This window comes from [Acidovorax] ebreus TPSY, from assembly GCF_000022305.1.
Classification (GTDB): Bacteria; Pseudomonadota; Gammaproteobacteria; order Burkholderiales; family Burkholderiaceae_C; genus Diaphorobacter; species Diaphorobacter nitroreducens.
Genome location: NC_011992.1, coordinates 3,516,199 through 3,528,740, shown reverse-complemented (window position 1 = coordinate 3,528,740; position 12,542 = coordinate 3,516,199). Strand labels below are relative to the sequence as shown.

Here is a 12,542-nt window from a genome sequence, read left to right as displayed (position 1 = left end):
TAGAGGTCCCCTTTCCGAAGGAGCGTCGAGATGGAGTCGGTTTCGCCCACGCTGATCAACCTGATCATCTTCGTGCTGGCCATCTACGTGGGCTACCACGTGGTCTGGAACGTCACGCCCGCGTTGCACACGCCCTTGATGGCGGTGACCAATGCCATCTCGGCCATTGTCATCGTCGGGGCCATGCTGGCCGCTGCGCTCACCGAAACGCCACTGGGCAAGACCATGGGCGTGCTGGCCGTGGCGCTGGCGGCGGTGAACGTGTTCGGCGGCTTCCTGGTCACCCGGCGCATGCTGGAGATGTTCAAGAAGAAAGAGCGCAAGGCGCCCGCCGAACAAGCGAAAGCAGCTACGAAATAAGGAGCGTTGGCATGAGCATGAACCTTGTCACGCTGCTGTACCTGGTCGCCAGCGTCTGTTTCATCCAGGCGCTCAAAGGCCTGTCGCACCCCACCACGTCGATCCGCGGCAACCTGTTCGGCATGGCGGGCATGGCGATCGCCGTGCTGACCACGGCGGCGCTCATCGTGGAGCTGGCCAGTGACAAGGGCGTGGGCATGACCTACGTGCTGGCCGGCCTGGTGGTGGGCGGTGGCGCGGGCGCGGTGATGGCCCAGCGCGTGGAGATGACCAAGATGCCCGAGCTGGTGGCTTTCATGCACAGCATGATCGGCCTGGCGGCGGTGTTCATCGCCGTGGCGGCCGTGGCCGAGCCCTGGGCCTTCCAGATCGTGGCGCATGGCCAGCCGATCCCGCTGGGCAACCGGCTGGAGCTGTTCCTGGGCGCGGCCATCGGCGCCATCACCTTCAGTGGCTCGGTGATCGCCTTCGGCAAGCTCTCGGGCAAGTACAAGTTCCGCCTGTTCCAGGGCGCGCCGGTGGTCTTCAAGGGACAGCACCTGCTGAACCTGGTGCTGGGCCTGGCCACCGTCGGCCTGGGGCTGGTGTTCATGCTCACCGAGCGCTGGGATGCCTTCTTCGCCATGCTGGCGCTCGCCTTCGTGATGGGCGTGCTCATCATCATTCCCATCGGCGGCGCCGACATGCCCGTGGTGGTGTCCATGCTCAACAGCTACTCGGGCTGGGCAGCGGCGGGCATCGGCTTCTCGCTGAACAACAGCATGCTCATCATCGCGGGCTCGCTGGTAGGCAGCTCGGGCGCGATCCTGAGCTACATCATGTGCAAGGCCATGAACCGCTCGTTCTTCAACGTGATCCTGGGCGGCTTCGGCGGCGACGCGGCAGCTGCGGCTGCGGGCGGCGGCGTGCAGCGCACGGCCAAGAGCGGCAGCGCCGACGATGCGGCCTTCATCCTGAGCCAGGCGGAGACCGTGGTCATCGTCCCCGGCTACGGCCTGGCCGTGGCGCGCGCGCAGCATGCGGTGAAGGAGCTGGCGCAAAAGCTCACCGACAAGGGCATCACCGTCAAGTACGCCATCCATCCGGTGGCGGGCCGCATGCCCGGCCATATGAACGTGCTGCTGGCCGAGGCCGAGGTGCCCTACGACCAGGTGTTCGAGATGGAGGACATCAACGGCGAGTTCGGCCAGGCCGACGTGGCCATCGTGCTGGGCGCCAACGATGTGGTGAACCCCGCCGCGCTGCACAAGGGCAGCCCCATCTACGGCATGCCGATCCTGGAGGCTTACAAGGCCAAGACCGTGATCGTCAACAAGCGCTCCATGGCCGCGGGCTACGCCGGCCTGGACAACGAACTGTTCTACATGGACAAGACCATGATGGTCTTCGGCGACGCCAAGAAGGTGGTCGAAGACATTGGCAAGGCCGTGGAGTAGTGCCGCATCCGCGCATGCCGGCGGGGCCGGCACGCTAGGGTAATTCCAGACGCGCGAAGGCTGCAGGCCATCCACAATGCGCCGCACTTTGCCGTCATTCGTAACTAGAAGATTCCAGGAGAGACATCTATGACCGATCGCCCATGGCTTGGCGCCTACCCGCAGGGCGTTCCTGCCGACATCGACCCGACGCAGTACACGTCGCTGGTGGAGCTGATGGAGCAGGCCTTCCGCGACTATGCGGACCGCACGGCCTACAGCTTCATGGGCAAGGAGACCAGCTACCGCGAGACGGACGCGCTGAGTCGCCAGTTCGCGGCCTACCTGCAGAGCCTGGGCCTGGTGCGCGGCGACCGCGTGGCGCTCATGATGCCCAACGTGCCGCAGTACCCGATCGCCGTGGCGGCCGTGCTGCGCGCGGGCTTCGTGGTGGTCAACGTGAACCCGCTGTACACCCCGCGCGAACTGGAGCACCAGCTCAAGGACTCGGGTGCCAAGGCCATCGTCATCATCGAGAACTTCGCCGCCACGCTGCAGGCCTGCATCGCCAACACCCCCGTGCAGCACGTGGTGCTGTGCGCCATGGGCGACCGGCTGGGCCTGCTCAAGGGCCTGCTGGTCAACTACGTGGTGCGCAACGTCAAGAAGCTGGTGCCGGCCTACCAGCTTCCCGGCGCAGTGCGCTTCAACGACGCGCTGGCCAAGGGCGCGGGCCTGCAGTTGAACAAGCCGTCTTTGAAGAGCGACGACATCGCACTGCTGCAGTACACCGGCGGCACCACGGGCGTGAGCAAGGGCGCCGTGCTGCTGCACCGCAACGTGATCGCCAACGTGCTGCAGTCCGAGGCCTGGAACAAGCCCGCGACGAGCAAGATCCCCGAAAGCGAGCAGCCCACGGCCGTGTGCGCGCTGCCGCTGTACCACATCTTCGCGTTCACGGTGAACATGATGCTGTCCATGCGCACGGGCGGCAAAACCATCCTCATTCCTAATCCACGCGATCTGCCGGCCGTGCTCAAGGAGCTGTCCAAGCACACGTTCCACAGCTTCCCGGCGGTGAACACGCTGTTCAACGGCCTGGCCAACCATCCCGACTTCAACACGGTCAACTGGAAGAACCTCAAGGTTTCCGTGGGCGGCGGCATGGCTGTGCAGGCGGCCGTGGCCAAGCTCTGGCTGGACAAGACCGGCTGCCCGATCTGCGAAGGCTACGGCCTGTCGGAGACCAGCCCGTCGGCCAGTTGCAACCCGGTCACCGCCACGGAGTTCTCGGGCACCATCGGCGTGCCGTTGCCCAGCACCTCCATGCGCATCCTGGACGACGAGGGGCACGACATCTCCGCCACCGGCCAGGCGGGCGAGATCGCCATCAAGGGCCCGCAGGTCATGGCCGGCTACTGGCAGCGCCCCGACGAGACCGCCAAGGTCATGACCGAGGACGGCTACTTCAAGACCGGCGACATCGGCGTGATGGACGCGCGCGGCTACTTCAAGGTGGTGGACCGCAAGAAGGACATGGTGTTGGTCAGCGGCTTCAACGTCTACCCCAACGAGGTGGAGGACGTGGTGGCGCTGATGCCCGGCGTGCTGGAATGCGCGGTGGTGGGCGTGCCCGACGAGAAGACGGGCGAGGCCGTGAAGCTGGTCATCGTCAAGAAGGACCCGGCGCTCACCGAGGCGCAGGTCAAGGACTTCTGCCGCGCCAACCTCACGGGCTACAAGCAGCCCAAGGTGATCGAATTCCGCACCGAACTGCCCAAGACCCCCGTGGGCAAGATCCTGCGCCGCGAACTGCGCGACAAGAAATAAGCCGAGAACCCGAGGGCCCCCGCGGGCTCTTAGATCGTGAACACGTTCGCACATCGCCCCAGCCGGGATAATCCCGGCTTTTTTTACGTCCGGCCCTCACCCTCATGACCACTGCCATCCTCAGCGCCCTGCCCGAAGAGCAGGGCGGCCTCATGCATGCCCTGCAGCAACCTGAGCAACTGCAGCATGCGGGCCGCATCTTCTGGCGCGGCCACCTGCATGGGCAGCCTGTGGTGCTGGCACTGTCGGGCATTGGCAAGGTGGCGGCGGCCACCACGGCCGCAGCGCTGGCCGAGCGCTTTGGCGTGGCGCGCATGGTGTTCACCGGCGTGGCCGGCGGCGTGGGTGAGGGCGTGCAAGTGGGCGATGTGGTGGTCGCGCAGGACTACCTGCAGCATGACTTTGATGCCTCGCCCATCTTCCCGCGCTGGGAAGTGCCGGGCTACGGCCGTGCGCGCATGGACTGCGATGCGGCGCTGAATGCTCTGCTTTTGGAAGCTGCTCGCGCTTACCTGGCGGACGCTGGAGCCCATTTTGTTGCTGATCTTCCCAACGCTGCGCGCGCCCCGCAGGTGCACCACGGCCTGATGGCCAGCGGCGACCGCTTCGTCTCCACGGCGCAGGAATCCAGCGCGCTGCGCGCGGCGCTGCTGGCGTCGGACCACGACGTGCTGGCCGTGGAGATGGAAGGCGCCGCCGTGGCCCAGGTCTGCCGCGACTACGGCCTGCCGTTTGCGGCGGTGCGCACCATCTCCGACCGCGCGGACGACAGTGCGCATGTCGACTTCGCCCACTTCGTGCAGAACGTGGCGAGCCGCTATGCGGACCACATCGTGCAGCGCTTCGTGCGGATGCTCTGAAAACAGGAGCTATCAGCGCTTGCTATATAAGCGCTAGAGGCCAATTTCTTCAAAACTGGCACACGCCTCGACAGTCCGATGGCCGCGGAGCAGGCCGCCCCAGCGGACGCCGTGGAACGGGCTTCGCCAGGCCACAGGCGTCGTCCCCCTTCCCGCAGCGCGCAGCGGTGCGAGAGAAGGGGGAAGCGGCGCAGCCGCTCAGGGGGATGCTCCCTACTTCAACCAGCCCCGCTTGCGGAAGTACAGCATCGGCCCCAGCGCGCTGGCCACCATCAGCGCCAGCACGTAGGGGTAGCCGTACTGCCAGTCCAGCTCGGGCATGAACTTGAAGTTCATGCCGTAGACGCTGGCGATCAGCGTCGGCGGCAGCAGCGCCACGCTGGCCACGGAGAAGATCTTGATGATCTTGTTCTGGTTGATGTTGATGAAACCGACCGTGGCGTCCATCAGGAAGTTGATCTTGTCGAACAGGAAGGCCGTGTGGCTGTCCAGCGACTCGATGTCGCGCAGGATCTGGCGCGCGTCCTCGAACTGCTCGGAGCTGAGCATGCGGCTGCGCATCATGAAGCTCACCGCGCGGCGCGTGTCCATCACGTTGCGGCGGATGCGGCCGTTCAAGTCCTCCTGCCGCGCAATGGCCGCCAGCACCTCGCCGGCGCGTGCGTCGGTCACGTTGCCGGCCAGCACCTGGGTGCTCACCTCTTCCAGGTCGTCGTAGATGCCCTCCAGCGTGTCGGCGGAATACTCGGCATCCGTGTCGAAGAGGCTCAGCAGCACGTCCTTGGCATCGTCGATCAGGCCGGGGGCGCGGCGCGCGCGCATGCGCAGCAGGCGAAAGACGGGGATGTCCTCGTCGTGGATGGAAAACAGCACGCCCTTGCTCTTGAGGGTGTCGTTGACCAGGTTCAGGATGAAGGCCACGCGGGCCGAGGCGGGCTCGTCGTCCACATCCACCAGAAAGTCGCTGCGGATGTGCAGCTCGCCGTTGTCTTCCTCGTAAAAGCGCGCGGACTCTTCGATGTCCTCGTCCATCGCATCTTCGGGGATGGACAGGCCGTAGTGCTGCTTGATCCAGCGCTTTTCTTCCAGCGTGGGGGACTCCAGGTCCACCCAGATCGGCTGAAAGCGCGCCAGCTCTTCCAGGGACTCGATTTCTTCCTGGACGAGCCGGCCGTTGGCGAGCGTAAAGATGTTGAGCATGGCTCACTCTCCCGGTTGTCTTGTGGCGTCTGCAAAAGGGGCGGGGGGCGCTTTCAGTCCCTTCGGCATGTCAATGGGCCGGGAGGCTGAAAGCTACCAACTAGGGTAGGTTTCCACGGAGCTGTCTCCATACGTTGTGCAAGACGGGAATTATCGCATCCGCTCCCCAATGGAAGCACCGCCGCATGACACGTTCTTGGCGCCTTTTCGGCGGAAAGGCGCCGCACCGCATCACCCCCCGCCGCGGTGCGTGTGCAGGTCCAGGTGCCGCATGAAAGCCTGGCGCTCGGCGGGCGGGACGCCGTCGAACGCGAAGTGCAGGTGCAGCGTGGGCAGGCGCAGCAGCGCGATCTGGCGCGCAGGCCCCGGCGCCCAGTGCAGCGTGAGCGCGCCCCCCGCGAGCGCGATGCGTACCTGGGCGTCGCCCTGTGCGACCCAGTCGTGCCCCGCCAGCGCCCGCTGCAGCAGCCGCTGCCATTCGGCGGGCGCGCAGCTCATGTCGCGCGTGAAGTGGTCAGGCCAATCGCTCAAAAGGTGCGGGGAGGGTAGGAGGCTGCGATTCAGCCGCCGGCGATCGGCGGCCAGATGGCGAGCGCGTCGCCCTCGCGCAGCGTGGTGGTGGCGCGCGCCGCGGGGGCGATGTAGCGGCCGTTGACCAGCACCAGGTGCACCATGTCCGGCGGCAGGCGGAAAGGCGCGATGATCTGGCTGATGCTCTGCGTGGGGGCGACTTCCAGCGCCATCTGGTTGCCTGGGCGCACCTCGGGCGGCAGGTAGTCGGTGAGCGAGGCAAAGAGCTTGAAAGTGATGCGCATGTGCCTATCCGGTTCTCATGCCAAATCAGCCGTTTGTACTTGTGGGGTAAGCGCTGGCAGCTACTTTTAGCATAGCAAATTCCCTGGCCTCAGCGCCGGCGCGCGTCCTGTGCGCCGCTCCAGTTCCCCTGCGCCTGGGCGCAGGCCAGGTAGGCCTCCATCAACCGCGTGGGGTCGCGGCGCAGGTGTTCCTTCCAGGGGCCCAGGCGCACCTGGCCTTCCACCAGGCCGCGCATGGCGCCTACGTGCTGCGTCATGCCCACGGAGTTGCAGCCGATGAGCCGGTCGCCCTCGAACTGCAGGCTCAGGTGTTTGCCGGCCGCCGCGTCGGTCAGCGCCACCTGTTCGCCGCCGGGCACGCCCTGCCAGTTGCCGAAGCTGGTGGAGATGAGCCCCAGCGTGTCCAGCACGTTGATCTGCGTGACCACCGCCAGCGCCGCGGGAAGCCCCAGCATGTTGAGCGCCGCCACGCGTGCCTGCTCGGCCGCGTTGGGCTGGATGGCGCTGACCACGGTCTTGCGCGTGAAGGGGTCGAACGCCTCGGCGCAGTCGCCCGCGGCATAGATGCCGGGCACGTTGGTCTGCATGCGCTCGTCGGTCAACACGCCCTGCAGGCAGGTGACGCCACTGCCTGCCAGAAAGCCGATGGCCGGGCGCACGCCCGTGGCGCTGATGACGAGGTCGGCATCCAGCACCCTGCCGCCCGACAGGTGCACGCGCAGCGCGTCGCCGCTGCCTTCACCTTGTGCGCGGTCGATGCGCTCGACCTTGTGGCCCGTGAACACCTGCACGCCCTGGCGCTCGCACCAGTCGCGGATCATGCCGCCGGCCACCGCGCCCATCATGCGCGGGACCATGCGGTCGCCCATCTCGACCACGCTGAGCTGCACGCCGCGCTTTTGCAGCGCCTCCATGATGATGCAGCCGATGAAGCCCGCGCCCATTTGCAGCACGCGCGCGCCGGGCCGGGCGCGCGCGGCGATGGCGCGCGCGTCGGCCAGCGTCCAGCAGGTCTGCACGCCCGGCAGGTCCAGCCCGGGGATGGGCGGGCGCACGGGGTGGGAGCCGGTGGCGATGAGCAGCCGGTCGAAAGTCAGCGTGACGCCACCCTCCAGCGTGACGGTGCGGGCCTGCACATCCACGCCCGCGGCGCGCGCGCTCAGGCGGTCGATGCGCTGCTGTGCGAAGTGGTCGGCGCGCTTGCGCAGGTAGGTGCCGCGCTCGTCGATGTCGCCCACCAACAGGTAGGGGATGGCCATGCGCGAGTAGGGCGGCTCGGCCTCGTCGCCCACGAGGGTGATGCGGTCGCCCGGCGCATGCTTGCGCAGGGTTTCCGCGGCGATGACGCCGGCCGGGCCGGCCCCGAGGATCAGGTGGTGCATAGGGATGCTCGGTTGCTGCAGTATTGATAGCTGCTAACGCAGGATAGGTAAGCGCTGCATGCCGATTTGCCTTTTATCCTTGCGCCGCGGGCGGGCCCCTGCCGTGGCCCGCGGCAGATGGCCTCACAGTCCCAGGCGCGCGCGCGTCTCGGGTGTGGGCCGGCCTTCGGGGTCCCAGCCGCGCACGGCGTAGTACTTGGGCAGCATTTCGGGCAGGTGGCTCACCGTGCCCTTGGAGCCGCCGGTCTTGGCCGCCTCGGTCAGCAGGCGCCGGGGCAGGCTGTCGTCCGCCTTGGTGAAGCCGGCGGCGTTGTTGAACTCGCGCTCCATGTTCCAGATGCGCTCGCCGATCTTCTCCAGCTCCGGCACCGTGAAGCCTTCGTCGCACGCCGCCTGCAGTTGGGGGGCGAGGTCGGGCAGGCTCCAGGCGAAGGTGGTGAAGATGCACACGCCGGCCGAGTCAAACGCCGCCGTCGCATCCTGGAAGGCCTTGACCAGCTCGGGCTTGCCCTCGGTGGCCGTGGGCTCGGTCTTGACGGGGATGCCCAGGATCTCGGACGCGATGGTGTAGCCGCGCAGGTGGCAGCCGCCGCGGTTGCTGGTGGCGTAGGCCAGGCCGATGCCCTGGATGGCGCGGCCGTCGTAGGCGGGGAACTCCTGGCCCTTGGAGGACATGGACAAATCAGGATGGCCGTACTTGGTGCACAGGCGCTTGGAGCCCTGGCCCACCTCCTTGCCAAAGCCGCGGCCGTGGATGGTTTCTTCGGCCAGGAAGGCCAGCGCCTTGGCCGAGCCGAAGGGCGCCTCGATGCCGATCTGCTCGCGGGTGAGCACGCCCATTTCGTACAGCTCCATCACCGCGCCCACGGTGGCGCCGAAGCTGATGGGGTCGATACCCTGCTCGTTGCACAGCAGGTTCACGTACTGCAGGCATTCCAGGTCGTTCACGCCGTTGGCCGCGCCCAGGGCCCAGGCGGCCTCGTATTCCAGGCCGCCGCTGGCGCCCCAGTACTGCGGCTTGTTGACCACGGTGAAGTGCGTCTCGTCGATCTTGCTGATGCGCCCGCAGGCGATGGTGCAGCCAAAGCACGCCTGGTTGGTCACCAGGTGCTTCTTGCCGTCGCTGGCGCGCGGCGTGGCCATGGCCTCGGCGGAGATGTCCTTGGCGCCCTCGAACTGCACGTCGCGGTGGTTGCGCGTGGGCAGCGCGCCCACCTCGTTGATCACGTTCATCAGCACCTGCGTGCCGTAGGTGGGCAGGCCCTGGCCGGTGACGGCGTTGTCGTGCAGGATCTTCTTGCGCGCGAAGGTCTCGGCCATGAAGGCCTTGGGGTCGCGGATGTTGCCCACGCCCTTGGTGCCGCGCACGGCGATGGCCTTGAGGTTCTTGCTGCCCATGACCGCGCCCACGCCCGAGCGGCCCGCGGCGCGGTGCAGGTCATTGACCACGGCGGCGAACAGCACCTGGTTCTCGCCCGCGCGGCCGATGCCGGAGATGCGCGTGAGCGGGTCCTGCAGCGTGGTCTTGAGGTGCTCCTCGGTCTCCCACACGCTCTTGCCCCAGATGTCGGCGGCGTCGCGCAGCTCGGCCACGTCGTCGTTGATGTACAGGTACACGGGCTTGGGGGACTTGCCCTCGAAGATGACCATGTCCCAGCCGGCCATCTTCAGCTCCGCACCCCAGTAGCCACCCGAGTTGGAGCAGGCGATAGCACCGGTGAGCGGCCCCTTGGTGATGACGGTATAGCGCCCGCCCGTGGAGGCCATGGTGCCCGTGAGCGGACCCGTGGCCCAGATGATCTTGTTGTCCGGCGACAGCGGGTCGACCTGGGGGTCGATCTCGCTGACCAGGTACTTGGTGCCCAGGCCGCGCGAACCCAGGTACTGGCGTGCCCAGTCCATGTTCAGCGGCTCGGGGGTAACGGTGCCCGCGCTCAGGTTGACGCGCAGAATCTTGCCAGCCCAGGACATGATGTGTGCTCCTTGATTAATAGCTGTTGGCGCTTGGTGGTCAGGCGCCAGCGGGCTGATTGGCTTGATTGCCCAGCTTGTCGGCCCATTGCTTCATGCGCTCCAGGCCGGTCCAGTTGGCGTCGATGTAGGTGATGGCCGTGGTCGGGCAGGCCTCCACGCAGGCCGGGCCCTCGGCGCGGTCGTGGCACAGGTCGCACTTTTGCACCTTGCCGGTGTCGGCCACGTAGTTCACGGTGCCGAAGGGGCAGGCGATGGTGCAGACCTTGCAGCCCACGCAGGTGGACTCGGACACGATCTTGGCGCCGCTCAGCTTGTCCACCGTGATCGCCTCCACCGGGCAGGCGTGCAGGCACCAGGCCTCGTCGCACTGGGTGCAGGTGTAGGGCACCTTCTTGCCCGTGGTATGGAAGTCGAACACCTTGATGCGCGACTTGGCGGTGGCGTAGACGCCGTAATTCTCGAAAGAGCAGGCCATCTCGCACTGCAGGCAGCCGGTGCACTTGTCGGCGTTGATGTGCAACACCTTTTGCATGAATGTCTCCTTGGGTACCGGCGCCCAGGGCAGGGGACGCCTTGCCTATGAAAAGATTTGCATAGGTATTGTGGGCAGCCCAGGGGAGGGGACTTGCAGAGGGGAAACCCGCGTCGGGTATTGGGTGCGCGCCGTACCCCGCCAGGCGCGTGCCGGGCGGGCCGTTCGGTCGCGGCGGATCAGGGTGCGGCGGGTCAGGGTGCGGTGCTGCGCCGCACCAGGGCCAGCGCGCGGCACAGGTCGGCCCAGGCGGCGGCCTTGGCATCGGGTGCGCGCAGCAGGTAGGCCGGGTCGTAGCTCACCACGGCGGGCGTGCCGTCTGGCAGGTGGTGCGCGGTGGCGCGCAGGCGCCCCAGGGGCTCGCGGCTGCCCAGCACCACGCGCGCCGCGCCCAGGCCCAGCACCAGCACCAGGGAGGGGCGCAGCGTCTGCAGCGCCTGTTGCAGGCCGGCGGCGGGCTCCAGCCCCTCGGCGGTCAGGCCCGGCGCGTGCCGGTTCAGCGTGGCGACGAAGGTGCGCGGGTGCCGGTGCAGGCGCATGGCGCGCAGCATGTTGTCCAGCAGGCGGCCGCTGTCGCCCGCCAGCGGCTCGGCCGGCGTGGGGCTTTCCAGCACCACCAGCCAGCCGGCACCCAGTTCGGGCGGAATGGCCTGGGGGTCGGCCTGCGGGTACAGCGCCACGGGCGCGCGCAGCAGCAGGCCGGTGGGCGCGGCGCCGGCCGTGCGCGGCTCGGACGCGGGTGCGGCAGGGGCAGCGGCATGCGCAGGCTGGCGCGGGGCGGATGGCGCGGCTGGCGTGGGTTGCGCGTGCAGCACGGGGGTGGGCGCGGCAGCGGATGCGATGGCCGCTTCCGCTTGCGCAGGCGCGGCCACTGGGGGCGGCAGCGGGCGTGCCGGCGGCGGCGCCCAGACGGTGACGCCCATCTCTTGCAGCATGGCGCGTTGGCGCGCGTCCAGGGACAGGCTCATAGCAGCAGGCTCATCACCACGGCGTCCTCGCGCTCGCCGTCCGCGGCGGGGTAGTAGCGCTTGCGCTCGCCCACACGGCGGTAGCCGTGGACTTCATAGATGCGCCGCGCGCGCTCGTTGCTCGCGCGCACCTCCAGCCACAGCCATTGCGCGCCCTGGCCGCGCGCCCACACGGCCAGCGCGTCCAGCATCACATGGGCCCAGCCCTGGCGCTGGAAGGCGGGCGCCACGGTGATGTTGAGCAGGTGCACCTCGTCCACGCCGCGCATGGCGACGAAGTAGCCCAGGATCTGTCCATCGGCCACGAGCAGCTGGGCCTGGTAGCCGGCGGCCATGGCGTCGATGAAGTTGCCGCGTGTCCAGGGATGGCTATAGGCGCTGTTCTCGATGGCCAGGAGCGCATCCAGCCGCGCGGGCGTTAGCGGCTCGAAGGCGGCCTCGAAGGCGTGGGGGGGCTGGACGATGGCGCTCATGTCTGGGGGGCCGGCGCGGCTTGGCGGGCGGCTTCTCGCTCGGCGGTGGTTTGCGCCACTTTATCGCGGATGTAGCGCGGCAGCGCTGCGTCGGCCGCCACGCCCGCGCCCGCCGCCAGCAGCGCCGGTGCCAGCCGGAGCAGGGCCGCCGCCGTAGGCAGGGCGTGCATGTGCGGGGCCTGCGGCGCGAGGCGCTCGCCGTAGGCGGCGCGGGCATTGCCGGCGACCGTCCAGCCATCCGCCACGGCCAGGGCCTCGGGCGCCAGCAGCTGGAAGTCCTGCGGCACCTGCCAGCGGCCGTCGGCCTGCCATTCAAAGGGTGCCGCGTAGACCTCGTTCATGCGGGCGTCCAGCGTCGCCACCACCCGCGTGCAGCCGTGCTGCGCGCGGGCCTCTTCGGCCACGGCGAGCAGCGTGTCCACCGGCAGCACGGGCACGCCCTGCCCCCCGCGCGCGCCAAAGGCCAGGCCCTGGGCCACCGCGCACGCGGTGCGCAGCCCCGTGAACGAGCCCGGGCCGCGCCCGAACACCACGGCGTCCAGCTGGTCGAACGACAGTCCGGCCTGCGCGAGCAGGTCGCGGATGGCCGGGATCAGCGTGGCCGAGGCCTGGGCGCCGCCGGCGCCGCTGTGCTGCCACACGCGCGCGCCGTGTTGTACGGCGATGGACAGCGCGTCGGTACTGGTGTCGAAGGCAAGCAGGTTCATGGAGGGCGTGATTATCGGCTGCGCGC

Annotated in this window: 13 protein-coding genes; 4 read left to right on the top strand and 9 right to left on the bottom strand. The window is 68.2% G+C overall.

Translation table 11 applies throughout. The features are described 5' to 3' along the window. The first annotated feature begins 30 nt into the window (after window positions 1-30). The 4 genes from DTPSY_RS16575 to DTPSY_RS16560 all read left to right on the top strand — a co-directional run bounded on the left by DTPSY_RS16575 (window position 31) and on the right by DTPSY_RS16560 (window position 4,465). On the top strand, window positions 31-360 hold the full coding sequence (locus DTPSY_RS16575) for an NAD(P) transhydrogenase subunit alpha part 2 (RefSeq protein WP_015914535.1): 330 nt from the start codon (window positions 31-33) through the stop codon (window positions 358-360). Between the two features lie 11 nt (window positions 361-371). Further along, window positions 372-1,796 (top strand): NAD(P)(+) transhydrogenase (Re/Si-specific) subunit beta, encoded by a 1,425-nt coding sequence (locus tag DTPSY_RS16570; protein WP_015914534.1) that lies wholly within the window; start codon window positions 372-374, stop codon window positions 1,794-1,796. Window positions 1,797-1,925: 129 nt separating this feature from the next. After that, the gene (locus DTPSY_RS16565; RefSeq protein ID WP_015914533.1) at window positions 1,926-3,605 is read left to right on the top strand and encodes a long-chain-fatty-acid--CoA ligase; all 1,680 of its coding nucleotides are present in this window, start codon (window positions 1,926-1,928) and stop codon (window positions 3,603-3,605) included. Window positions 3,606-3,709: 104 nt separating this feature from the next. Beyond that, complete coding sequence (locus tag DTPSY_RS16560) at window positions 3,710-4,465, top strand: 5'-methylthioadenosine/adenosylhomocysteine nucleosidase (RefSeq protein ID WP_015914532.1); 756 nt, start codon at window positions 3,710-3,712, stop codon at window positions 4,463-4,465. 213 nt (window positions 4,466-4,678) lie between these two features. Here DTPSY_RS16560 and corA read toward each other — a convergent pair whose 3' ends face one another. The 9 genes from corA to tsaB all read right to left on the bottom strand — a co-directional run bounded on the left by corA (window position 4,679) and on the right by tsaB (window position 12,516). Beyond that, a complete protein-coding gene (corA, locus tag DTPSY_RS16555) occupies window positions 4,679-5,665 on the bottom strand; it encodes a magnesium/cobalt transporter CorA (RefSeq protein ID WP_015914531.1) in 987 nt (328 codons plus the stop codon). Between the two features lie 231 nt (window positions 5,666-5,896). After that, window positions 5,897-6,196 (bottom strand): hypothetical protein, encoded by a 300-nt coding sequence (locus DTPSY_RS16550; protein WP_015914530.1) that lies wholly within the window; start codon window positions 6,194-6,196, stop codon window positions 5,897-5,899. 29 nt (window positions 6,197-6,225) lie between these two features. Then, complete coding sequence (thiS, locus tag DTPSY_RS16545) at window positions 6,226-6,480, bottom strand: sulfur carrier protein ThiS (protein ID WP_015914529.1); 255 nt, start codon at window positions 6,478-6,480, stop codon at window positions 6,226-6,228. An 89-nt stretch (window positions 6,481-6,569) separates the two neighbouring features. Beyond that, a complete protein-coding gene (locus DTPSY_RS16540) occupies window positions 6,570-7,862 on the bottom strand; it encodes an NAD(P)/FAD-dependent oxidoreductase (RefSeq protein WP_015914528.1) in 1,293 nt (430 codons plus the stop codon). A 123-nt stretch (window positions 7,863-7,985) separates the two neighbouring features. Next, complete coding sequence (locus DTPSY_RS16535; protein ID WP_015914527.1) at window positions 7,986-9,833, bottom strand: aldehyde ferredoxin oxidoreductase family protein; 1,848 nt, start codon at window positions 9,831-9,833, stop codon at window positions 7,986-7,988. Between the two features lie 40 nt (window positions 9,834-9,873). After that, the gene (locus tag DTPSY_RS16530; protein WP_015914526.1) at window positions 9,874-10,368 is read right to left on the bottom strand and encodes a 4Fe-4S dicluster domain-containing protein; all 495 of its coding nucleotides are present in this window, start codon (window positions 10,366-10,368) and stop codon (window positions 9,874-9,876) included. Window positions 10,369-10,562: 194 nt separating this feature from the next. Then, on the bottom strand, window positions 10,563-11,336 hold the full coding sequence (locus DTPSY_RS16525; protein ID WP_015914525.1) for a uracil-DNA glycosylase family protein: 774 nt from the start codon (window positions 11,334-11,336) through the stop codon (window positions 10,563-10,565). Further along, complete coding sequence (gene rimI, locus DTPSY_RS16520; RefSeq protein ID WP_011807026.1) at window positions 11,333-11,809, bottom strand: ribosomal protein S18-alanine N-acetyltransferase; 477 nt, start codon at window positions 11,807-11,809, stop codon at window positions 11,333-11,335. Before rimI ends, DTPSY_RS16525 begins: the two co-directional genes overlap by 4 nt. Further along, window positions 11,806-12,516 carry a tRNA (adenosine(37)-N6)-threonylcarbamoyltransferase complex dimerization subunit type 1 TsaB gene (gene tsaB / locus DTPSY_RS16515; RefSeq protein WP_015914524.1) on the bottom strand — a complete coding sequence of 237 codons (711 nt, stop codon included), beginning with the start codon at window positions 12,514-12,516 and terminating at the stop codon, window positions 11,806-11,808. Before tsaB ends, rimI begins: the two co-directional genes overlap by 4 nt. Window positions 12,517-12,542 lie beyond the last annotated feature (26 nt).